This is a genomic window from Achromobacter sp. 1011811831, from assembly GCF_059760905.1.
Genome location: NZ_JCBANG010000003.1, coordinates 30,933 through 51,871 on the forward strand (window position 1 = coordinate 30,933; position 20,939 = coordinate 51,871).

The following is a 20,939-nucleotide window of genomic DNA, read 5'->3' on the forward strand; positions in this document are numbered from 1 at the left end:
TCATAGAAAAAGCTGGCGGATCAGCCCAGTTCGCGCAAGACGGCGCGCACCGGGCTGGCATCGGCCTGGACCAGAGCCAACGGCAATGCGATCAACTCGTAATCGCCCTCCGGCACGTCGTCGAGCACCAGGTTCTCCAGTACCCGGATGTCGTGCCGCAGGATGGTGTGATGGCTGTCCAGGGTCTTGCTGGACGCGGGGTCGATGCTGGGCGTATCCAGCCCGATCAGCATGACGCCGCGTTCGGCCAGCCATTCAATGGTTTGGGGAGCGTAGGCGGAGAAATCGTCGGTCCACCAGTCCTGCGCCGCGTGCTTGGCGGTGCGCACCAGCACGCGCGGGGGCAGGCCGCCGACGGCGTGGGCGATGTGCTCGACCTGGATCAGCGGGCCGCAATCGATGGCGTGGATCACCCGGCAGGGGCCCAGGAACGGTTCCAGCGCGACGGCGCCGATGGCTTGCGCGCCATTGGCGTAGTGCAGCGGGGCGTCCGCATGCGCGCCGATGTGCGGCGACATGGTGATCTCGCTGACATTGACCGGACAGCCGGGCTCAAGCGACCACTTCCATTTCTGGGTATAGGCCGTGTCGCCCGGAAAGACGGGCGAGGTCGCGGAGACGGGCGGGGATATATCCCACAGGCGTTTCATGAGAGCGCGCAACGAGGGGGTGCCGGAAATTAGCTCAAGCCTAAAGCATTTGCGGACGCGAGTCTAACGGATTCCGGCGCGCCGCGCAGCCCCGGCCGCGAGCAGGGGTCAGAACGCGCCGCATTCGGCCATGGATACCACGCTGTTGCCCGCCACGATCAGGTGGTCGAGCAGCCGTACGTCCACCAGCGCCAGCGCCTGCTTCAGGTGCCGGGTGAAGGCCTGGTCGGCGGCGCTGGGTTCGGCCAGGCCCGAAGGGTGGTTATGCGCGATGATCACGGCGGCGGCATGGTGGCGCAGCGCTTCGCGCACGACTTCGCGCGGATAGACCGAGGCCTGTGACAGGGTGCCGCGCGCGAGTTCGCCGCTGGCGATCAGGCGCAGCTGGCTGTCCAGGTAGAGGCCGACGCAGTGCTCGATCCGCCGGTGGCCCAGCGTGGTCTTGCAGTACTGCTTGACGCGCCTGGGGTGGTCCAGGGCGGTGTCGCGGGTGAGGTCTTCCTCGATGGCCCGCCGCGCGAGCTCCAGGACGGCGGCAAGCATGCAGGCTTTCGCCGCGCCCAGGCCGGGCACGGCCAGCAGTTCCTCCGGTGTGGCCCCCAATAGCCCGCGCAGGCCGGAAAAGCGGTCGAGCAGCTGGTTGCCCAGGTTCAGCACATCCAGGCCCGGCAGGCCCGTGCGCAGGGCGATGGCCAGCAGTTCGGCATCGCTCAGGGCGGAGGCCCCATGACGCAGCAGCCGTTCCCGGGGACGCCCGTGTTCGGGCAGGCGGACAGACAAATTCATAAGAGGCTCTAAAATCAGGGTTTGGTCAATGTTTCTATACGGTGGCAGATCTTGAGCATCGCCTCTAATGAAGTGAACGTTTTTGTCCGTCCGGATTCCTACCTGACGCTGCACTATCGGATTACGCTGGCTTCCGGGCCAGGCAAGGATTCGGTCTTCACCGACACCTTCGACGGCCGTCCGGCGACGCTGCAGATGGGCAGCGGCCAGTGGGCCCCGGGCATGGAGGCCGCGCTGGTCGGTCGCGCCGAAGGCGAGCGCTTCGGCTTCGAGCTGGAGCCGGTCGACGCCTATGGCGACCGCAATCCCGAGCTGATCCAGCGCGTCACCCGCAAGATGCTGGCCGAGCACGCCGGCGCCGACGCGGCCTTCGAGCCGGGCGACCTGGTCGAGTTCGCCGCGCCGAACGGCGGGCGCTATTCGGGCGTGCTCAAGGAAATCAACGACGAGTCCGCCCTGTTCGATTTCAACCATCCTCTCGCGGGCGTGCGCCTGCGCGTGGACGTGGCGCTGTTGGGAGTGCTGTGATGAGCGAGCCCGTTACCGCCGCTGGCGCCGAGGTCGTGCTGGCGCAGCCGCGCGGCTTCTGTGCCGGGGTGGATCGCGCCATCGACATCGTCGAGCGCGCGCTGGAACTGCATGGCGCGCCGATCTACGTGCGCCATGAGATCGTCCACAACCGCTATGTGGTGGAAGACCTGCGCGCCAAGGGCGCGGTGTTCATCGACGAGCTCGAGGACGCCCCCGCAGGCGCCATCGTGGTGTTCTCGGCCCATGGCGTGTCGCAGGCCGTGCGCGCCGAAGCCGACGCCCGCGGCCTGCAGGTGTTCGACGCCACCTGCCCGCTGGTGACCAAGGTGCATATCGAGGTCTCCCGCATGCGCGCCGCCGGCCGCGAGATCATCATGATCGGCCACAAGGGCCATCCTGAGGTCGAGGGCACGCTGGGGCAGGCGCAGGGCGGCATGTACCTGGTCGAGACCGTCGAGGACGTGGCCGGCCTGCAGGTGGCCGATCCCGACAACCTGGCCTATGTCACGCAGACCACGCTGTCGGTGGACGATGCGGCCGCCGTGTCGCAGGCGCTCAAGGCGCGCTTTCCCAATATCGTCGAACCGAAGAAGAGCGACATCTGCTACGCCACGCAGAACCGCCAGGACGCGGTCAAGATCCTGGCGCCGGATTGCGATCTGGTGCTGGTGGTCGGCAGTCCGAACAGCTCGAACTCCAACCGTCTGCGCGAAGTGGCCGAGCGCAAGGGCGTGGCCTCGTATCTGATCGACGGCGCGCACTCGATCCAGCCGGAATGGCTGGCCGGCCGCCAGCGCATCGGCGTCACGGCCGGCGCGTCCGCGCCGGAAATCCTGGTGCAACAGGTGATCGAGCGCGTCAAGGAGCTGGGCGCGGTGTCGGTCCGCACCATGCCGGGCCTGGAGGAAAACGTGGCCTTTCCGCTGCCCAAGGGGCTGTCGCGCAAGGCGCGGGTCGAACCGCTCGAATAAGAAGCCGGCGGCGGGGCCTGGGGAGGCCCCGCGCGGCGCGAAATCAAGGAGAAGACATGCAGTTGTACAGCTACTTCCGCAGTTCCGCGGCTTATCGCGTGCGCATCGCGCTCAACCTGAAGGGGCTGTCCTATGAGTACGTGCCGGTGCACCTGCTCAAGGATGGCGGCCAGCAGTTGTCGGCCGACTACCGCAAGCTCAATCCCACGGCGCTGGTGCCCACGCTGATCGACGGCGATGCGGTCATCGGCCAGTCGCTGGCCATCATCGAATACCTGGAAGAAACCCATCCGCAGACGCCGCTGCTGCCGGCCGACGCCATCGGCCGCGCGCGGGTGCGGGACCTGGCGCTGGGCATCGCCTGCGACACGCATCCGCTGAACAATCTGCGCGTGCTGAAGTACCTGAAGCACACGCTGGGCGTGGACGAAGACGCCAAGAACGCCTGGTACCGCCATTGGGTGCACCAGGGGCTGCAGGCCTTCGAGGCGCTATTGACGGCCTCGTCCGCCACCGGCCGCTATTGCCATGGCGACACGCCCACCATCGCCGATATCTGCCTGGTGCCACAGGTGGCCAACGCGCGCCGCCTGGAGTGCGACCTGTCCGCCATGCCCACGGTCGTGCGCATCGACGCGGCCTGCCGCGAGCTGCCGGCCTTCGATGCCGCCGCGCCGGGCAAGCAGCCCGACGCGGAGTAAGCGCGCGCGGATCAGCCGATCCGCACCGGCACGAAGATCTTGTCGTCACCGCGCTGCACCAGCAGCGCGACGGTCTTGCCGGCCTTGGCGAGTTCCGCCTTGACCTGCCCGATGTCGTGTACCGGCACCCCGTTCAGCGACAACAGCACGTCGCCCGGCTGTATGCCGGCCTTGGCGGCGGGGCCGGCGGACTGCTCGATGAGCAGGCCCTCGGCGCCGGCCTGGCGCTGCTCCTGCGGACTGAGCGGACGCAACGCCAGGCCCAGTTGTCCGCGCTGGACTTCCCGGGTGTCGGACGACGCGGTCGCCTTGTCCTTCGGCACGCCGCCCAGCGTGGCGCTCAGTTCCTTGGGCGAGCCGTTGCGCCAGACATCCAGCTTGAGCTTGTCGCCGGGCGAGGCCAGCGTGATCATCGACGCCAGGTCGCCGGACGACACGATGGTCTTGCCGTTGATCTGCCGCACCACATCGCCCGGCTGCAGGCCGGCGCGTTCGGCGGCGCTGCCCTTTTCGACGCTGGCGACCAGCGCGCCCGCGGGCGTGTCGAGCTTGAACGAATTGGCCAGGTCCTGATTCACTTCCTGCACCGTCACGCCCAGCCGCGCGTGCCGGACCTTGCCGTGCTCGAGGATCTGGTCCTTGATCTTGTAGGCCACATCGATCGGGATCGAGAAGGACAGGCCCTGGAAGCCGCCCGTGCGGCTGTAGATCTGCGAGTTGATGCCCACCACTTCGCCGCGATCATTGAACAGCGGCCCGCCCGAGTTGCCGGGGTTGACGGCCACGTCGGTCTGGATGAACGGCACCGAAGTGTCGTCCGGCAGCGAGCGGCCCTTGGCGCTGACGATGCCGGCGGTCGCCGTGTTTTCCAGGCCGTAGGGCGAGCCGATGGCCAGCACCCATTCGCCGACCTGCAGCTGGTTGACGTCGCCGGCCTTCACCACCGGCAGGTTCTTCGCCTCGATCTTGAGCACGGCCACGTCGGTCTGCGGGTCGGCGCCGAGCACCTTGGCCTGGTATTCGCGGCGGTCGGTCAGCTTGACCGTGACTTCCTTGGCGTCCTGCACGACGTGGGCGTTGGTCAGGATCAGGCCGTCGCTGTTGATGATGAAGCCCGAGCCCTCGCCGCGCATCGGCACTTCGCGCGCCGGCATGCGGCCGCGCGCGCCGGGGATCTGGCCGAAGAACTGGGCGAAGGGGTCATCGTCGTCCATGACCGAGACCTTGCGCGTGCCGCTGACGCTGATGTTGACCACGGCGGGGCCGTAGTCGCGGGTGATCTGCGCGAAATTCGGCGGGCTGGACGGCGCGATGGGGGCGGATGCGGCGGGCGCCGGGGCGGCGACGGCCGGCGTCATCGCGCCCAGCGTGGCGGCGGCGCCCGCGCCGCCGATCGTGCCCGCGGCCAGCAGCGCCAGCGCGAGGCGCGAGGGTTTGAGTAGCGTGGTCTTCATGTCGGCTCCTGCGTTCATGTTGAAGGACATGGAGCCATGTTCGGGCCTGAGGCTTAGGGGAATCTTAAGGCTGGAACGGCGGGGCCGGGCGCCGTGGCGCGATTGGGGTCAGGCGGCGGGAAAATCCACCCGCGCGCGCAGGCCCTGGCCGCCGGGCGCGTCTTCCAGGACGATCGAGGCATCGTGGCCTTCGGCGATCGAGCGGGCGATCGCCAGGCCCAGGCCGCTGCCGTGCTGGCTGTTGCCCTCGGCGCGGTAGAAGCGGTCGAAGACGCGCGCGCGTTCGGCCGGCGCGATGCCGGGGCCCTGGTCATCGACCGTGAGCGAGGCGCGGCCGTCCGGCGCGGCCAGCCCGAGATCGATGCGCGAACCGGGCGGCGAATACTTGATCGCGTTGTCCAGCAGGTTGCGGATCAGCAGCACCAGGTCTTCGCGATGGCCGCGGACCTGAACTGGCGCCGGCGCGTGCATGGCGAGCGCGATGGATTTCGCGTTGGCATCCTGCAGCGTTTCGGACACGGCCTGCCGGATGACGTCGTCCAGGTCGACGCTGTCCGGCGCCGGGCGCTCGGCCGCGCCTTCATGCCGGGCCAGCGACAGCAGCTGTTCGATCAGTCGGGTGGCGCGATCGATCCCGGCCGTCAGGCGCTGTTCGGCCACGCGGCGGGACTCGGGGTCGTGCGCGCGCTGCAAGGCCTGCGACTGCAGGCGCAGCGCCGCCAGCGGCGAGCGCAGCTCGTGCGCGGCATCGCCGACGAATTGCTTTTGCAGCGCGAAGGCGCCGCGCATGCGCTCCAGCAGCAGGTTCAGTTCCTGCAGCAGCGGGCGGATCTCGTCCGGCACGTCGTCGGTGCTGACGGGCGACAGGTCTTCGGGCTGGCGCGCGGCCACCTGCGCGCGCGCCCGCTTCACGGGCCGCAGCGACCAGCTGACCACGCACCAGATGACCAGCATCAGCAGCGGCGCGGCCGCGGCGATCGGCGCGATGGTGCGCAGCGCCAGGGAACGCGCCATGTGCGTGCGCACGCCCATGTCCTGCGCCACCTGGATCACCTGGAATGGCGTGGCCAGCGAATAGACGCGGTAGGTGCTGCCTTCGACCTTGGCGTCGGAGAAGCCCAGCACGATCTGGTCCGGCAGCGGCTGCCGCGAACGGGAGTTGAAGACGCGCAGCCCGTCGGGCGTCCAGATCTGGATGATGAGATCGTCGGCGAAGGGCGTGCCGGCGCCGCGCGCATGCGTCGGGCCGGTGCTGAGCAGGCCGTCGCCGGTGCCCAGCGACAGCGCGGTCCGCTGCAGCAGCGAATCGAAGATATCGTCGGCCTGCTGCAAGGTGCTGCGGTAGGCGATCGTGCCCTGCACCAGCGCGCCGACCACGATGGCGGCGAGCAGGAAGAACAGCAGCCTGGCCCGCAGCGAATAGCTAAGCGGAATGCTCATGTTTTGGGTATGACATAGCCGACGCCCCTGACGTTCTGGATCAGGTCCTGACCCAGTTTCTTGCGCAGGCCATGAATATATACCTCGACGGCGTTGCTGCTGACGCTGTCCTTCCAGCTGTAGAGCTTTTCCTCGAGCTGGGCGCGCGAATAGATCATGCCCGGGCGGGCGATCAGCGGCTCCAGCACGGCCCATTCGCGCGCGGTCAACGTGACGGGCGCGCCGTTGACAGTGACTTCGCGCGATTGCGGGTCGATGCTCACGCCTTCGTGCTCATAGACGGGCTCGGCGCGCCCGGCGCTGCGTCGGATCAGCGCGCGCATGCGGGCCAGCAGCTCGTCCACGTCATAGGGTTTGACGATGTAGTCGTCCGCGCCGGCGTCCAGCCCCGCAATGCGGTCGCTGACGGCGTCGCGCGCGGTGGCGATCAGGACCGGCGTGCGGTCCTTGCGGGCGCGCAGTTCGCGCAGCAGCGTCAGGCCGTCGCGCCGAGGCAGGCCGAGGTCCAGCAGGATCAGGTCATAGGGGCCGGTGCGCAGGGCCAGGTCGGCGGCGTTGCCGTCCTTGACCCAGTCGGCCGCGTAGTGTTCGGCGCGCAGGCAGTCGAGCACGCTTTCGCCGATCATGGTGTCGTCTTCGACAAGCAGGATGCGCATGGGCGGTGTGTGGCGGAAAGGAGTCCAGCAGATTGGATGCGCGGGATCGTGCCCGAGTTCCCTGCAGCGCGGTGGCTGCATTGTTGCGGCGTTTGGGTAAGGGAGGGGCTGCGGTGGGAACCCTCGGGCGGGCGGTGGCGCGGGCAAGGGCGCGCTGGCGGCGGTGCAGGGACCGGAAACGAAAAAAGCAGCCTGGCGGCTGCTTTTTCCTGGAATTCTGGTGCCGGCAATAGGAGTCGAACCTACGACCTTCGCATTACGAATGCGCTGCTCTACCAACTGAGCTATGCCGGCAAGACCATTTGCCTGATGCCTTGGAATGACTCCCGTGGCGGGCAAAAAAATCTACTTGCTCTTTTGTTCCTTCCAGGATCGGGATTTTTAGGGCCTGATCTGGAAAGACCGAAATCATATCAGAGTTTTTTTGCAATGGGAAACAAGAGACGCGTTTTCTGGCAAAAAAACCGGCGTTTGCATACTTCAAAATTTTCGTTCATAATCTCGTTTCTTAGCAGTTCCCCGATAGCTCAGTCGGTAGAGCGACGGACTGTTAATCCGCAGGTCGCTGGTTCGAGCCCAGCTCGGGGAGCCAAAGAATTTTGGGGCCACTCACGCAAGTGAGTGGCCCTTTTGGCTTTCCGGGCGCCCGATTTCGTATGCCCCCCTGGTTGCTTTGCAGCCGCGCCCTCGTTGACTTGGCGCGCTGTGCGCGGGCGGCCACACCCGAGTGCTTCTGAGTGGCTTTCGCGGCTGCGAGCGCGCGCAAGCGGTCGTCTTCCCATCCTTCCTGTTCAACTCTGTCGCGCTGGTCCGGCGAGGCCCTGGACGAATTTCGCGCCGCTCCCTTCTTGCGCCATTCGTGCGGAGCGCGCAGGTGTTGTTTGGCTCGTCATGAGCCCTTCCTATCTCCAGATTTAGTTATGTAATAACATTTCATTTTTGGATGAGGGGCGTGTGATGGCGACGGTGAGAATGGAAGATGAAGGGCTGGCGCGGGACCGGCGTCTGCCGGTGACGGTGTTGTCCGGTTTCCTGGGGGCGGGCAAGACCACCTTGCTCAACCATGTGCTGAACAACCGCGACGGGCTGCGGGTGGCGGTCATCGTGAACGACATGTCGGAAGTCAATATCGATGCGAGGCTGGTCCGCGACGGCGGGGCGTCCCTGTCGCGTTCGGAGGAGCGACTGGTCGAGATGAACAACGGCTGTATCTGCTGCACGCTGCGCGAGGACTTGCTCCTGGAGATCGGGCGGCTGGCCGCCGAGCGGCGCTTTGACTATCTGTTGATCGAGTCCACCGGCATCTCGGAGCCGCTGCCGGTGGCCGAGACTTTCACGTTCCGCGACGAGGACGGCGCCAGCTTGTCGGACGTGGCGCGGCTGGACACCATGGTGACGGTGGTCGATGCCTTCAACTTCCTGCGCGACTACGCCAGCGAGGACCGCCTGGCCGCGCGCGGCGAGACGCTGGGCGAGGAAGATGAGCGCACGGTTGTGGACCTGCTGATCGAACAGGTCGAGTTCTGCGATGTGATGGTGCTGAACAAGATCGACCTGCTTTCCGGGCAGGAGCTGGGCCGGCTGGAGGCGATGCTGCGCAAGCTCAATCCAAGGGCGGATATCGTGCGCAGCGAGTTCGGCAGCGTCCCGCTGGCCAAGGTGCTGGATACGGGGCGTTTCGATTTCGAGGCGGCCGCGCAGGCGCCGGGCTGGCTCAAGGCGTTGCGCGGCGAGCATGTGCCCGAGAGCGAGCAGTACGGCATCGGCAGTTTCGTCTTTCGCGCGCGGCGACCCTTCCATCTGCAGCGCCTGTGGGACTGGATGCGCCAGGAGTGGCCGGGCGTGATGCGCTCCAAGGGCTATTTCTGGCTTGCGACGCGTCCCGCGTTTGCCGCATCATGGTCGCAGGCCGGGCCGGTCTCGCGGCACGGCGCGGCGGGCTACTGGTGGGCGGCGTTGCCGCGCGAGCGATGGCCGCAGGAGGCAGAGGCGCGCGCGCAGATCGTGGCGGATTGGGATCCGGTCTATGGCGACAGGTGCCAGGAGCTGGTGCTGATCGGCATCGGCATGGACGAAAGCGCCTTGCGGGCAGGTTTGCATGCCTGCCTGATGACGCAGGACGAACTGGCCCTGCCTGTGGAAGAATTGCGCGCCTTGCCGGATCCGTTTCCCGTCTGGGGGCCGGCGCAGGCGTCCGGCGATTGAGTCGGGGCGTGAATGCGGCGGATGCTGCGGGTGGAATCGAGGTTCATGGACGAAGAAAAACGCATCGGCGTGACCGTGCTGTCCGGGTTTCTAGGCAGCGGCAAGACGACGCTGCTCAACCGCCTGCTGCAGGAACCGGCGTATTCGGACGCGGTGGTGATCGTCAACGAGTATGGCGACGTGGGCGTGGACCATCACCTGGTGCGCCTGGCCCAGGACAACATCATGCTGGTCGAAGGCGGCTGCCTGTGCTGCGCGGTCAGCGGCGCGGTGGTCGATGCGTTGCGGGACTTGTTCATGCTGGCGTTGCGCCGGCAGATCAAGCCATTTCGCCGCGTGCTCATCGAGACCAGCGGCCTGGCCGACCCGGCGCCCGTGTTGTTCACGCTGAAGCATGATCGCTTCCTGGCCGAGCGCTATGCCTATCGCGGCGCCATTGTGGTCGTGGATGCGCAGCATGGCGCGGGGCAGTTGGCGGAACAGCCCGAGGCGGCCCGTCAGCTGGCCCTGGCGGACACCGTCGTGTTCAGCAAGGCCGACCTGGCCGAGGATGCCTCGTTGCAGTCCCTGCAACGGCAGGTCGAGGCCGTCAATCCGGGTGCAAGGCGCTGCGTGCAGCGGCAGGACTCACCGTTGGTCGAGGCGCTGGCGGGCTGGCCGGATGCCGCGACGCGGCGGGTGGAGCTGTCGAACTGGTTGCGGGCGTTCGCGCAGCCGGTGGCGGGCAGGCATGGCATGGTGTCCAGCTTCAGCCTGACGCTGGATGCACCCATTGGTCGTGCGGCCTTCCTGGCGGGCATCTCGCTGGTCCAGGAGCGGTATGGGCAAGGCCTGTTGCGCCTGAAGGGGCTGGTCTGTTTCGAAGGCGAGACGCTGCCTTGCGAGGTGCACGGCGTGCATGGCGAGCTGTACCCCTTGCGGACGCTGCCGCAGTGGCCGTCGGACGAGCGGGCGTCCCGCCTGGTGTGCATCCTGCGCGGACCGGACGCGGCCGAGGTGCAGGCCTGCCTGCGGCGCGCCCTGGGCCAGTTGCCCGCATGAGACGGTCGGTGCGCGAATCGCACCCTTTGCCATATCGCATGTACGGAAAATGCATGGAAATACGGTATAAACGGAACCGTCTTATGCACGATTCGAGACAATCATGGATCGCTTGAAAGCCATGCAGGTGTTTGTCGAGGTCGCCGACAGAGGGAGCTTGTCGGCGGCGGCCGTGCATTTGGACATGTCCAGGGCCATGGTGTCGCGGTATCTCGCCGAAATGGAGCAGTGGGTTGGCGTGCGGCTGTTGCACCGCACGACCCGCCGGCTCAGCCTGACGCCCGCCGGCGCCGAAACGCTGCCGCGTTGCCGGCAGATGCTGGACATGGTGGGGGATCTGCGCAGCGCCGTATCCACGCCCGACGATACGCCCAAGGGGCTGTTGCGGATCACGACCAGCATGTCGTTCGGTTCGCGTCACCTGGCGGGCATCGTCGCCGACTACGTCAAGCTGCATCCGGGCACATCGGTGGACCTGATGCTGGTCGAGCGCGCAGTCAACCTGGTCGAAGAGCGGGTGGACCTGGCCGTGCGCATCACCAATGACCTGGATCCCAATCTCATCGCCCGCAAGCTGGCCGTCTGCCGCTCGGTGGTGTGCGCCTCTCCGGAATACCTGGAGCGGGAAGGGGAGCCGGCACGGATCGAGGACCTGTCCCTGCGCAACTGCCTGACGCATTCCTACTTCGGCAAGAGCCTCTGGCGCTTCGAGCGCGACGGCGAGCCCGTCGATGTGCCGGTGGACGGAAATATCAGCGCCAACGAGGTGTCGGTTCTGTTGCGCGCCGCACTGGAGGGGGCAGGGATCGCGATGTTGCCGACCTACTACGCGGCCGAATACATCGCTTCCGGCCAGTTGCGGGTCATTCTGCCCCAGGCCAGGCCGCAGGAATTGGGCATCTACGGCGTCTATGTGTCGCGCCGGCAGATGCCGCTGGTGCTGCGGTCCATGCTGGATTTTCTGGTGGAACGACTGGGGCCGGCGCCTTGGGATAAGCCGGCCGGCGCTTGAGGGCGAGATATATGGCGGTATAATTTGCCCGCCTGAGCGCCTTGCGCGGCGTGGCGGAACACGATTCCGGATCACGATTTGCGGCAGGGCCAATGTTCGCTAGGATATAGTCTTAGAAAACGTCCAAAAATCACGGGCGCGGCCAGATGGGTGGCCGTAGCGGCGCGGAACGGAATGCCGTCCGTGCGGAGGGAGCGCATCGGGGTTCCGGTTTTCGGCGCAGGATTTCGTCGGCCGTCCGATGCCTGACGTATCGGGTCCTTGATTATCGATCGCCGCGGCGTATGGCTCCGGATTGCCGGAGTGTCCGCAGGCTGCGTGGGCTTTATATGCCCGCTTTTCCGGAATTTGATTAAGCGTTTGCCGCAGCAGGGCTGCGCACACGCATTGCTCCAGCCCGAGTGTGCGGATATTTGGCATATCCGTCGTGAGCAGGGTGGCCGGGTGCCAATACAGGAACGTCTCTTGAGTATGTCGCAAACCTACGCAGTCATTCGCGGAATCGCCGATCTGGCGGGGCGTTCCGCTGTGGCTGTCGCGGGGGTGTGTGCCTGCATCTGTGTTTGCGTCCGCGCCGCTGGCGTCCATGCTTGCATCCGCGCCTACGTCCGCCTGATCTCGGTATCGCGAGCGGAAATGAAAAAGGCCCGGCAGATGCCAGGCCTTGATCAATTTGGTTGCGGGGGCAGGATTTGAACCTACGACCTTCGGGTTATGAGCCCGACGAGCTGCCAGACTGCTCCACCCCGCGTCTGAGAAAAGAATATTAGCCTTATTTTCCATCCAACGCAAGTTGGTCCACTTTGAATATGAATGTCGATGAACGATAGCGAGGCAATACGCGTCCTGGAAACCGCACTTCTGTGCGCCGTGCAGCCGATGCAACTGGCTGACATGCGCAAGCTGTTCGGCAACGATGAGGAATTCGACAACACCGCCTTGCGCGGGCTGTTGGAAACCTTGCAGGCCAATTGGGCCGACGGTGGCCTGGAACTGGTGCAGCTGGCCACGGGCTGGCGCTTTCAGAGCCGTCCTGAAATGCAGCGCTACCTGGAGCGGCTGAGTCCCGAGAAGCCGCCGAAGTACTCGCGCGCCGTCATGGAAACGCTGGCGATCGTCGCCTGGCGCCAGCCGGTGACGCGCGGTGACATCGAGGACATACGCGGCGTCACAGTGTCGTCCCAGATCGTCAAGGCGCTCGAGGATCGTGGCTGGATCGAAGTGATCGGCCATCGCGACGCGCCCGGGCGGCCCGCGCTATTTGGCACGACCCGCCAGTTCCTGGATGACCTGGGGCTGCGCGCGCTGGATGAGCTGCCTCCGCTGGAATCGGCGCAGGCCGCCGCGGCCCTGGCCGGGCTGGATCTGGGCGATGCGCAGCCGCTGGGCGAGGCGCCGGCCGAAGGCGAAGCTGGCGTTGCCGGAGAGGGCGATGCGCCGCAGGATGGGGCGGGCGTTCAGGCGGAACTCGACGTGGCGGGCGGTGGTGCTGGCGACAGTATCCCGCAAGCGGAATTGTCTGTTCCGTCGCTGCCGGTTTCCGTGGCGGCGGACGATAGCGTAGAATCCTCGCTTTCGCGCGATGACGGCGACGCTGGTCCCGCGGACCAGCTGGCTGCAGGATCGCCGGCTGACGGTCTGTCTGGCGAGCCCGAGCTTCCAGGCGCCGGCCATGCCGCCGCCGCCGCTGACGAGACATCCGGCGCCGGTCCTGAATCCGATGCGCATGCCGATACCCTTGGCACTGCGGTCGGCAATGATATTTCCAATACCGACGTGGAGTCCGCCGACGAGATCGCGGCGGCTCATGCCGCCGGACATGCGGAATCGGCGAAATCGAATGACCAGAATGACGCGGCCGGCGTCGTGCCGCAAGGCGTTGCCGGGCTTGAGCCGGAGGTTGGCCATGAGGCCGCCGTTCAGCCTATGCCGGATGCCGCGTCCGACGGCTCGCCCGATGGCGAGGCCGCGGAACAAACCGATGCGGGCCGAGAGCCCGTGCCTCCTGATGATGATGAGCCTGCCGCCGGCAGGCCCGCCCAAGTTTGAAATTCGGAGCTGTCCCAGTGACAACGAATACAGCAATGCAGGACGATAATCCCCGTCCGGATGACGCCATTTCCGGCGCGCAGCCGGAAGCCTCCGCCGCTCGCGAGCCGGCTGCCGAGGGCGATGCCGCCCGTGGTCGTGGCCGCAAGTTGCGCACGCCGTTCCGCCGCCGTCGCGGCGATGCCGCCGCCGAACAGGCGCCGGCCGCGGAAGGCCAGGCCGCTGCCCCGTCCGGCCCGGTCGAGTCGCAGGATTCCCGTGGCGGCGAGCAGGAAGCCGAGCAGGCGCTGTCCTATCTGGACACCGCCGACCGCATGGAACAGCGGCTGGGCAAGTACCTGAACAGCGAAGCGGTCATGCCGAAGCTGCACAAGGTGCTGGCGGACGCCGGCATCGGCTCGCGCCGCGAAATGGAAGAGCTGATCGTGGCCGGCCGCGTGTCTGTCAACGGCGAACCCGCCCATATCGGCCAGCGCGTGGCCCCGAATGATCAGGTGCGCGTGAACGGCAAGCCGATCATGCGCGCCAATACCAAGAAGCCGCCGCGCGTGATCCTGTATCACAAGCCGGCCGGCGAGATCGTCAGTCATGACGATCCGGGCGGCCGCGCCAGCGTGTTCGCGCGCCTGCCCAAGCTGCGCACCGGCAAGTGGCTGTCGGTGGGGCGCCTGGACCTGAACACCGAAGGCCTGTTGATCTTCACGACCTCGGGCGACATGGCCAACCGCATCATGCACCCGCGCTACGGCACCGAACGCGAGTACGCCGTGCGCGTGCTGGGCGAGATGGACGAAGCGCAGCGCCGCTCGCTGGTCGAGGGCATCGAGCTGGAAGATGGCCTGGCCGCGTTCGGCGCGCTGGACTACCTGGGCGGCGACGGCAGCAACCGCTGGTATCGCGTCACGCTGCAGGAAGGGCGCAACCGCGAAGTCCGCCGCATGTTCGAGGCCGTGGGCGTCACCGTCAGCCGGCTGATCCGCACCCGCTTCGGCGATATCGTGCTGCCGCGCACGCTGCGCCGCGGTCGCTGGGACGAGCTGGATGCCTCGCTGGTCACGGCGCTGATGGTCCAGCTGGGCCTGTTGCGCGAAGACGACGATTCCGGCGGTGGCAACCGCCGCCGCTCCAAGCAGCCGCAATCGCATGACAGCGCCTTGCCTCCTGGTTTTGGCACCATGGACCGCAACGGCATGAACGGCGCGCGCATCGGACGCCGCGGCAAGCTGCAAGGCGGTCGCCAGGGCAGCGCCGGCCAGGCCGCCGCTTGTCCCTCCGATCCGTTCGGCACCGGCCTGATGATCGCGGGCGGGTACGCCAACGGTCATCCGCTGGCTGGTGGTGGCGGCGGTGGTGGCGGCAGCGAAGGCAACCGCAAGGGCGGCAAGCCCGGCGGTCGCGGCGCCGCGTCGGGCAACAAGGCTGGAGCCAAGGCGGGCGGCAAGCCCGCTGGCGGCAAGTCCGGCGGCAAGCCGCGCGGCAATCGCGCCGCCGCAGCCGCCGAGCAGGGCGCTCAAGCGGCCTACTCGCCGGCGGAAGGCGGTGCGGCGGCCGGCGCTCCGGGCGCCGGGCGGCGTGCCGGCGGCGCGAAGACTGCCGGCAAGCCGGCGGGCGCGCGTGGCAGCCGTGGCGGCGCCAAGCCGGCCGGAGCCGGTCGCGGCGGCAACAAGGCCGAAGGATCGCGCGCCGCGGGCAAGGGCGCGGGCGGCCAGGCCGGCAAGAGTGCCGGGCAGGGCGGCAACAAGTCGCGTTCGTCGCGCGGTTCCTCGCCGCGAGGCGATGATTGGCAGCCGCGCGGCGCCAGTGCGCACGAGTCGCGCCTGGGCGTGCTGGGTGGCGGCCGGGGTCGCCAGGGGCGCTGAGCCCTGGTCGGCGTTTGCTTGAAGTCGTTCCGCCCTCGCGGCGGAGCGGCTGCTGGCGGGGCGTCCCGGTTGATTCGTCCCGCTTAATCGTAAGCCCGTGAGGTATCAGGCGTTTTTCCGGTTTATCTGGTAAAATCAATGGTTTTCATGGCTTTCGCGTCTTTGCGTGCCTTCGCCAGCCTTGCGGGTTGCCCCTAATAAAGGGGATACCAGCAAGGGATGCCAGCATCAGGGCCGGCTTGAAGGACGTGACGCAAAGCGGCGCTTTTGCCAGCGGTGCTTTTTTTTGGCGTGCGCGGGCGAGGCAGGGCAAATCGGCTTGGGCCGATTGCCGCATTTTTAGGTCGCAATTTGGGCGCTGCCTGGCATTGCTCCTTACGTGAAGTAGGGCAGCGGCCGGGCATTGCGCAATACGATGGGCTGGGCGTGCAGCCCATTTTTTTTGAGTATATGGCTGATTTATTCGCATTGACCGAAGAGGCTCTGGCCGGCATGGACGTCGAACTCGTCGACGTCGAGCGTGCCGCCCTGGGCCTTTTGCGCGTGACGATCGATCGGATCGGCGGCGTGCGCATCGAAGACTGTGAGCAGGTGTCTCGCCAGCTGTCGCGGGTGTACGAAGTCGAGAACGTCGACTACAAGCGGCTCGAAGTCGGTTCGCCGGGCGTGGACCGCCCGCTGCGCACCGAGGCCGAGTTCCGCCGTTTCGCGGGCGAGCGCATCGAGATCAAGCTGCGCGAGGCCATGGATGGACGCAAGGTCTTCTCCGGCACGCTGGTCGTGCCCGAGGATGACGCCGAGCCGCAAGCCGGCCAGGCGCAAAAGACCGTGTTCGGTCTCGAATTTGAGGCAAAAAAGAACGAAGTGCAGGTGTTGAACTTCTCGCTCGACGATGTCGAGCGCGCAAAACTGGACCCCGTTCTGGATTTCAAGGGCAAAAAGCGATGAGTCGCGAAATTCTTCTGTTGGTCGATGCCTTGGCGCGCGAAAAGAACGTCACGCGCGACGTGGTATTCGGAGCACTCGAAAGTGCGCTGGCCTCGGCCATGAAAAAGCGTTTCAAGGACGACGCCGAAATCCGCGTCTCCATCGATAGGGAAACCGGCAGCCACGAAGGGTTCCGCCGGTGGCTGGTCGTGCCCGACGAAGCGGGCCTGCAAGAGCCCGACAAGCAGGAAATGCTGTCGGACGCCCAGGAAATGGTGCCTGGCATCCAGGCTGGCGAATACATCGAAGAGGCCCTCGAGCCCGTCGAGTTCGGCCGCATCGGCGCCCAGGCCGCCAAGCAGGCGATCCTGCAGAAGATCCGCGACGCCGAGCGCGAGCAGGTCCTGAACGACTTCCTGGATCGTGGCGAGACCATCGTGTCCGGCACCATCAAGCGCATGGACAAGGGCGACGTCATCGTCGAGACCGGCAAGATCGAAGCCCGCCTGCCGCGCTCGGAAATGATCCCGAAGGAAAACCTGCGCGTGGCCGACCGCGTGCGCGCTTATGTGCTGCGCGTGGATCACGCCGCCCGTGGCCAGCAGGTCATCCTGTCGCGCACCTCGCCGGAATTCATCCGCCAGCTGTTCGAGAACGAAGTGCCCGAGATCGAGCAGGGTCTGCTCGAGATCAAGGCCGCCGCCCGTGATCCTGGCGTGCGTGCGAAGATCGCCGTGGTGGCTTACGATAAGCGCATCGATCCCATCGGCACCTGCGTGGGCATGCGCGGTTCGCGCGTCACCGCGGTCCGCAACGAGCTGGGCGGCGAACAGGTCGATATCGTGCTGTGGTCCGAAGACCCGGCGCAGTTCGTGATCGGCGCGCTGGCCCCGGCCAACGTCGAATCCATCGTCGTCGATGAAGACAAGCACGCGATGGACGTGGTGGTGGACGAGGAAAACCTGCCCAAGGCCATCGGCGCCAAGGGCCAGAACGTGCGCCTGGCGTCCGAGCTGACCGGCTGGCAGATCAATATCATGACGCCGGAAGAAAGCCTGAACCGCCAGGAAGTCGAGCGGTCCGCGCTGCGTGCCACGTTCATGAACAAGCTGGACGTCGACGAGGAAGTCGCTGACATCCTGATCGACGAAGGCTTTACCGGTATCGAGGAAATCGCCTACGTTCCCATGCAGGAACTGCTGGAAATCGAGGCGTTCGACGAAGACACCATCAATGAGTTGCGTGCCCGCGCCCGCAATGCGCTGCTGACCGAGGCGATCGCCCAGGAAGAGCGTCTTGAGACCGCGCAGGACCTGTTGGAACTCGAAGGCGTGACGCCCGAGCTGGCTGCCAAGCTGGCCGAGCGTCAGGTGCATACGCGTGACGATCTGGCTGAACTGGCGACGGACGAACTGGCGGAAATCGCCGGCCTGACCGAGCAGGAAGCCAGCGATCTGATCATGCGTGCCCGTGCCCATTGGTTCGACGAGGAATAACCATAAGGACACGCGTCCGCGGCGGACGGAACGCCTTCATCCGCCGCGAGTTCACGTTGTTTGTCATAGCTGCATATAGGGAAGAGAGAGCCTAATGTCGAGTAACACCGTCGCCCAGTTCGCTACCGAGCTGAAAATGCCTGCCAACGTGCTGCTGGAGCAGTTGCGTTCGGCTGGCGTTGACCTCAAATCGGTTGACGATTCCGTCACCGACAGCGACAAGGCGAAATTGCTCGACTCGCTGCGTCGGGCCCACGGCGCGACCGAAGGCAAGAAGATCACCCTGACGCGGCGCCAGACCTCCGAGATCCGTCAGGCGGACGCCACCGGTCGCTCGCGCACCATCCAGGTCGAAGTGCGCAAGAAGCGCGTCTTCGTCAAGCGTGATCCGTCCGAGCTGGCGCAAGAGCACGCCGCCGCCGTGCGCGCGGAAGAAGAAGCCGCTGCTGCAGAAGAAGCGAGCGTGCCGGCAACGGCCGCGCCCGCCGCTCCCCAGGAACCGATCCGCGAAGCCGCGCCCGTGCAGGCGCAGGCTCCCGCCGAGCCGGCGCCCGAGGCCAAGCCCGTCGTAGTCGAAGCGCCCGAGCCGGCGCAAGCGGCTGCGCCCGTTGAATCCGTCGCGGCCGAAGCGCCCGCCCCCGTCAAGGAACAGGCCCCTGAAGTCCAGGCGCAGCCCGAGTCCGAATCGACGCCGGCATCCGCTCCTGCCGAGCCCGTGGCCCAAGAGGCCAAGCCCGAAGTCAAGACTGAACCCACCGAGCCCAAGGCTGAAGAAGCCAAGCCGGAACCCGTTGTGCTAGCTACCAAGTCAGAATCCTCTTCCTCGCAGGCCGCCGCGCCTGCCGCGCAGGCCCCGCAGCCCGGCGCCAAGTCCGAACCCGCCAAGGCGCCCGCGAAGGCTGAACCCGCCGCCGCGCCCAAGGCCGCCCGTCCCGCCGACACGCGTCGCGCCATGCCGCCGGTGGCGTCCAACGCCGCCCGCGACGAGGCGCGCCGCGCCGCCGAGGCCGAAGCCGCCGCGCTGCGCGAGATGCTGAACCGTCCGCGCAAGGTGCTGCGCGCTCCCGAACCGGAAGCGCCTGCCGCGCCGCTGTCGGGCACGCTGCACAAGCCGGCCGGCAAGACCGCCGCCGCGCCCGCTGGCGCCGCCAAGAAGGACGCCAAGCCGGGCGCTCCGGGCACGAAGAAGACCATCAAGACGGCCGAAGTCGCCTCGACCTGGTCCGACGACTCCTCCCGCAAGAAGCCGGCCGACAAGCCGGCTGCGCCCGCCAGCCGCGACGGCTGGCGTGCCGGCGGCAAGGGCGGCGGCAAGGGCGGCGGCCGTGGCGGTCGCAACCAGCAGAACGATCGCCGCAACGAGCCGGCGCCGCAGGAATTCATTGCACGCGAAGTCCACGTGCCCGAGACCATCAGCGTGGCCGACCTGGCGCACAAGATGTCCGTCAAGGCCGCGGAAGTCATCAAGCACCTGATGAAGCTGGGCCAGATGGTCACCATCAACCAGGTGCTGGACCAGGAAACGGCCATGATCGTGGTCGAGGAACTGGGCCACGTCGCCATCGCTGCCAAGCTGGACGATCCGGAAGCCTTCCTGGACGAATCGGCCACCGTGTCGGAATCCGAGCAACTGTCGCGCGCGCCGGTCGTGACCGTCATGGGCCACGTCGACCATGGCAAGACCTCGCTGCTGGACTACATCCGCCGCGCCAAGGTCGCCGCGGGCGAAGCCGGCGGCATCACGCAGCACATCGGCGCCTACCACGTCGAAACCGAGCGCGGCATGGTCACCTTCCTCGACACTCCGGGCCACGAGGCGTTTACCGCCATGCGTGCCCGCGGCGCCAAGGCCACCGACATCGTCATCCTGGTGTGCGCGGCGGACGACGGCGTGATGCCGCAGACCCGCGAAGCCATCCACCATGCGAAGGCCGCCGGCGTGCCCATGGTCGTGGCCATGACCAAGATCGACAAGCCCAGCGCCAACCCCGATCGCGTCAAGCAGGAGCTGGTCGCCGAGGAAGTGGTGCCGGAAGAATACGGCGGTGACGTGCCCTTCGTGGCCGTGTCCGCCAAGACCGGCGAAGGCATCGACGATCTGCTCGAGAACGTCCTGCTGCAAGCCGAAGTGCTGGAATTGAAGGCGCCGGTCGATGCGGCCGCCAAGGGCCTGGTCATCGAAGCCCGCCTGGACAAGGGCCGCGGCCCTGTCGCCACCATCCTGGTGCAAAGCGGCACGCTGCATCGCGGCGACGTGGTGCTGGCCGGTGCGAGCTTCGGCCGCGTGCGCGCCATGCTGGACGAGAACGGCAAGCCGATCCAGGAAGCCGGTCCGTCGATCCCCGTGGAAATCCAGGGCCTGACCGAAGTCCCGGCCGCCGGCGACGAACTGATGGTGCTGTCCGACGAGCGCAAGGCGCGCGAAATCGCGCTGTTCCGCCAAGGCAAGTTCCGCGACGTCAAGCTGGCTCGCCAGCAGGCCGCCAAGCTGGAATCCATGTTCGACAACCTGGGCGAAGGCACGCAGACCCTGGCGCTGATCGTCAAGACCGACGTCCAGGGTTCGCAGGAAGCGCTGGTGCAGTCGCTGACCAAGCTGTCCACCGACGAAGTGCGCGTGCAGGTCGTGCACGCCGCCGTGGGCGGCATCTCGGAAAGCGACATCAACCTGGCCATCGCGTCCAACGCCGTGGTGATCGGCTTCAACGTCCGCGCCGAAGCCAGCGCCAAGAAGCTGGCCGAGTCCAACGGCATCGATGTGCGCTACTACAACATCATCTACGACGCCGTGGATGAGGTGAAGGCAGCCATGTCGGGCATGCTGGCGCCCGAGAAGAAGGAAGAGGTCATCGGCCTGGTCGAGATCCGCGAGGTCTACAGCATCTCCCGCATCGGCAACATCGCCGGTTGTATGGTGCTGGACGGCCTGGTCAAGCGCGACTCGCAAGTCCGCCTGCTGCGCAACAACGTTGTCCAGTGGACTGGCCATCTGGAATCGCTGCGCCGTTTCAAGGACGACGTCAAGGAAGTCAAGTCGGGCTTCGATTGCGGTCTTACGCTGCGCGGCAACAATGACATCCAGGTGGGCGACCAGCTGGAAGTCTTTGAAATCAAGGAAATCGCGCGTACGCTGTAAGGCAGCGTCCGCGAGCTTTATCTCT

The 20,939-nt window shown here is 66.7% G+C and carries 17 protein-coding genes and 3 tRNA genes; 12 read left to right on the forward strand and 8 right to left on the reverse strand.

What is annotated here, in order from left to right; all coding sequences use genetic code 11:
- Nucleotides 1-20 precede the first annotated feature (20 nt).
- Entirely contained in the window at nt 21-650 is a 630-nt protein-coding gene (kynB, locus tag AC6LJ9_RS01930) for an arylformamidase (protein ID WP_212320289.1), read from the reverse strand.
- Nucleotides 651-758: 108 nt separating this feature from the next.
- Nucleotides 759-1,436, reverse strand: coding sequence for a RadC family protein (gene radC / locus AC6LJ9_RS01935; RefSeq protein ID WP_212320286.1), 678 nt, complete (start codon nt 1,434-1,436; stop codon nt 759-761).
- A gap of 51 nt (nt 1,437-1,487) precedes the next feature.
- On the opposite strand from radC, the gene AC6LJ9_RS01940 reads away from it, so the two are divergent.
- Genes AC6LJ9_RS01940 through maiA form a run of 3 tightly spaced genes read left to right on the forward strand, consistent with a single transcriptional unit; the run spans nt 1,488 to nt 3,639 of the window.
- The gene (locus tag AC6LJ9_RS01940; protein ID WP_212320284.1) at nt 1,488-1,964 is read left to right on the forward strand and encodes an FKBP-type peptidyl-prolyl cis-trans isomerase; all 477 of its coding nucleotides are present in this window, start codon (nt 1,488-1,490) and stop codon (nt 1,962-1,964) included.
- Entirely contained in the window at nt 1,964-2,938 is a 975-nt protein-coding gene (ispH, locus tag AC6LJ9_RS01945) for a 4-hydroxy-3-methylbut-2-enyl diphosphate reductase (protein WP_212320282.1), read from the forward strand. The genes AC6LJ9_RS01940 and ispH overlap by 1 nt, the downstream gene beginning before the upstream one ends.
- A 56-nt stretch (nt 2,939-2,994) precedes the next feature.
- Entirely contained in the window at nt 2,995-3,639 is a 645-nt protein-coding gene (gene maiA, locus AC6LJ9_RS01950; protein WP_498146254.1) for a maleylacetoacetate isomerase, read from the forward strand.
- 11 nt (nt 3,640-3,650) lie between these two features.
- On the opposite strand, the gene AC6LJ9_RS01955 is transcribed toward maiA, so the two are convergent.
- From AC6LJ9_RS01955 to AC6LJ9_RS01970, 4 genes are all read right to left on the reverse strand, one after another.
- Nucleotides 3,651-5,093, reverse strand: a complete 1,443-nt coding sequence (locus AC6LJ9_RS01955) for a DegQ family serine endoprotease (protein WP_498146255.1) — start codon at nt 5,091-5,093, stop codon at nt 3,651-3,653.
- 108 nt (nt 5,094-5,201) lie between these two features.
- Nucleotides 5,202-6,533, reverse strand: a complete 1,332-nt coding sequence (locus AC6LJ9_RS01960; RefSeq protein WP_498146256.1) for an ATP-binding protein — start codon at nt 6,531-6,533, stop codon at nt 5,202-5,204.
- A complete protein-coding gene (locus tag AC6LJ9_RS01965; RefSeq protein ID WP_103273391.1) occupies nt 6,530-7,189 on the reverse strand; it encodes a response regulator in 660 nt (219 codons plus the stop codon). Before AC6LJ9_RS01965 ends, AC6LJ9_RS01960 begins: the two co-directional genes overlap by 4 nt.
- 218 nt (nt 7,190-7,407) lie before the next feature.
- Nucleotides 7,408-7,483: transfer RNA gene (locus tag AC6LJ9_RS01970), tRNA-Thr, on the reverse strand.
- A 222-nt stretch (nt 7,484-7,705) separates the two neighbouring features.
- Between AC6LJ9_RS01970 and AC6LJ9_RS01975 the strand changes: the two genes are divergently transcribed.
- The 4 genes from AC6LJ9_RS01975 to AC6LJ9_RS01990 all read left to right on the forward strand — a co-directional run bounded on the left by AC6LJ9_RS01975 (nt 7,706) and on the right by AC6LJ9_RS01990 (nt 11,447).
- Nucleotides 7,706-7,781, forward strand: a tRNA-Asn gene (locus AC6LJ9_RS01975).
- 365 nt (nt 7,782-8,146) lie between these two features.
- A complete protein-coding gene (zigA, locus tag AC6LJ9_RS01980) occupies nt 8,147-9,394 on the forward strand; it encodes a zinc metallochaperone GTPase ZigA (RefSeq protein ID WP_498146257.1) in 1,248 nt (415 codons plus the stop codon).
- 45 nt (nt 9,395-9,439) lie between these two features.
- Nucleotides 9,440-10,435 (forward strand): CobW family GTP-binding protein, encoded by a 996-nt coding sequence (locus AC6LJ9_RS01985; protein WP_498146258.1) that lies wholly within the window; start codon nt 9,440-9,442, stop codon nt 10,433-10,435.
- Nucleotides 10,436-10,538: 103 nt separating this feature from the next.
- Complete coding sequence (locus AC6LJ9_RS01990; RefSeq protein ID WP_212318331.1) at nt 10,539-11,447, forward strand: LysR family transcriptional regulator; 909 nt, start codon at nt 10,539-10,541, stop codon at nt 11,445-11,447.
- A 99-nt stretch (nt 11,448-11,546) separates the two neighbouring features.
- Here the strand turns inward: AC6LJ9_RS01990 and AC6LJ9_RS01995 are convergent, their stop codons facing one another.
- Both AC6LJ9_RS01995 and AC6LJ9_RS02000 read right to left on the reverse strand, forming a co-directional pair.
- Nucleotides 11,547-12,035 (reverse strand): hypothetical protein, encoded by a 489-nt coding sequence (locus AC6LJ9_RS01995; RefSeq protein ID WP_498146259.1) that lies wholly within the window; start codon nt 12,033-12,035, stop codon nt 11,547-11,549.
- An 86-nt stretch (nt 12,036-12,121) separates the two neighbouring features.
- Nucleotides 12,122-12,198, reverse strand: a tRNA-Met gene (locus tag AC6LJ9_RS02000).
- Between the two features lie 68 nt (nt 12,199-12,266).
- On the opposite strand from AC6LJ9_RS02000, the gene scpB reads away from it, so the two are divergent.
- The 5 genes from scpB to infB all read left to right on the forward strand — a co-directional run bounded on the left by scpB (nt 12,267) and on the right by infB (nt 20,914).
- A complete protein-coding gene (scpB, locus tag AC6LJ9_RS02005) occupies nt 12,267-13,496 on the forward strand; it encodes an SMC-Scp complex subunit ScpB (protein WP_498146325.1) in 1,230 nt (409 codons plus the stop codon).
- Nucleotides 13,497-13,531: 35 nt separating this feature from the next.
- Nucleotides 13,532-15,355, forward strand: a complete 1,824-nt coding sequence (gene rluB / locus AC6LJ9_RS02010; RefSeq protein WP_498146260.1) for a 23S rRNA pseudouridine(2605) synthase RluB — start codon at nt 13,532-13,534, stop codon at nt 15,353-15,355.
- Between the two features lie 450 nt (nt 15,356-15,805).
- The gene (gene rimP, locus AC6LJ9_RS02015; RefSeq protein WP_103273396.1) at nt 15,806-16,303 is read left to right on the forward strand and encodes a ribosome maturation factor RimP; all 498 of its coding nucleotides are present in this window, start codon (nt 15,806-15,808) and stop codon (nt 16,301-16,303) included.
- Nucleotides 16,300-17,778 carry a transcription termination factor NusA gene (nusA, locus tag AC6LJ9_RS02020; RefSeq protein ID WP_212318337.1) on the forward strand — a complete coding sequence of 493 codons (1,479 nt, stop codon included), beginning with the start codon at nt 16,300-16,302 and terminating at the stop codon, nt 17,776-17,778. Before rimP ends, nusA begins: the two co-directional genes overlap by 4 nt.
- Nucleotides 17,779-17,872: 94 nt before the next feature.
- Nucleotides 17,873-20,914, forward strand: coding sequence for a translation initiation factor IF-2 (gene infB, locus AC6LJ9_RS02025; RefSeq protein ID WP_498146261.1), 3,042 nt, complete (start codon nt 17,873-17,875; stop codon nt 20,912-20,914).
- The last annotated feature ends 25 nt before the right edge of the window (nt 20,915-20,939 follow it).

What these genes read in the sequence shown, in the direction of transcription:
- ispH (WP_212320282.1), top strand. Translation starts at nt 1,964, where the DNA reads ATGAGCGAGCCCGTTACCGCCGCTGGCGCCGAGGTCGTGCTGGCGCAG.
- AC6LJ9_RS01965 (WP_103273391.1), bottom strand. Translation starts at nt 7,189, where the DNA reads ATGCGCATCCTGCTTGTCGAAGACGACACCATGATCGGCGAAAGCGTG.
- rimP (WP_103273396.1), top strand. Translation starts at nt 15,806, where the DNA reads ATGGCTGATTTATTCGCATTGACCGAAGAGGCTCTGGCCGGCATGGAC.
- AC6LJ9_RS01995 (WP_498146259.1), bottom strand. Translation starts at nt 12,035, where the DNA reads ATGGACGCCAGCGGCGCGGACGCAAACACAGATGCAGGCACACACCCC.
- maiA (WP_498146254.1), top strand. Translation starts at nt 2,995, where the DNA reads ATGCAGTTGTACAGCTACTTCCGCAGTTCCGCGGCTTATCGCGTGCGC.
- rluB (WP_498146260.1), top strand. Translation starts at nt 13,532, where the DNA reads ATGCAGGACGATAATCCCCGTCCGGATGACGCCATTTCCGGCGCGCAG.
- kynB (WP_212320289.1), bottom strand. Translation starts at nt 650, where the DNA reads ATGAAACGCCTGTGGGATATATCCCCGCCCGTCTCCGCGACCTCGCCC.
- infB (WP_498146261.1), top strand. Translation starts at nt 17,873, where the DNA reads ATGTCGAGTAACACCGTCGCCCAGTTCGCTACCGAGCTGAAAATGCCT.
- radC (WP_212320286.1), bottom strand. Translation starts at nt 1,436, where the DNA reads ATGAATTTGTCTGTCCGCCTGCCCGAACACGGGCGTCCCCGGGAACGG.
- AC6LJ9_RS01960 (WP_498146256.1), bottom strand. Translation starts at nt 6,533, where the DNA reads ATGAGCATTCCGCTTAGCTATTCGCTGCGGGCCAGGCTGCTGTTCTTC.
- zigA (WP_498146257.1), top strand. Translation starts at nt 8,147, where the DNA reads ATGGCGACGGTGAGAATGGAAGATGAAGGGCTGGCGCGGGACCGGCGT.
- nusA (WP_212318337.1), top strand. Translation starts at nt 16,300, where the DNA reads ATGAGTCGCGAAATTCTTCTGTTGGTCGATGCCTTGGCGCGCGAAAAG.
- scpB (WP_498146325.1), top strand. Translation starts at nt 12,267, where the DNA reads ATGAACGATAGCGAGGCAATACGCGTCCTGGAAACCGCACTTCTGTGC.
- AC6LJ9_RS01985 (WP_498146258.1), top strand. Translation starts at nt 9,440, where the DNA reads ATGGACGAAGAAAAACGCATCGGCGTGACCGTGCTGTCCGGGTTTCTA.
- AC6LJ9_RS01990 (WP_212318331.1), top strand. Translation starts at nt 10,539, where the DNA reads ATGGATCGCTTGAAAGCCATGCAGGTGTTTGTCGAGGTCGCCGACAGA.
- AC6LJ9_RS01955 (WP_498146255.1), bottom strand. Translation starts at nt 5,093, where the DNA reads ATGAAGACCACGCTACTCAAACCCTCGCGCCTCGCGCTGGCGCTGCTG.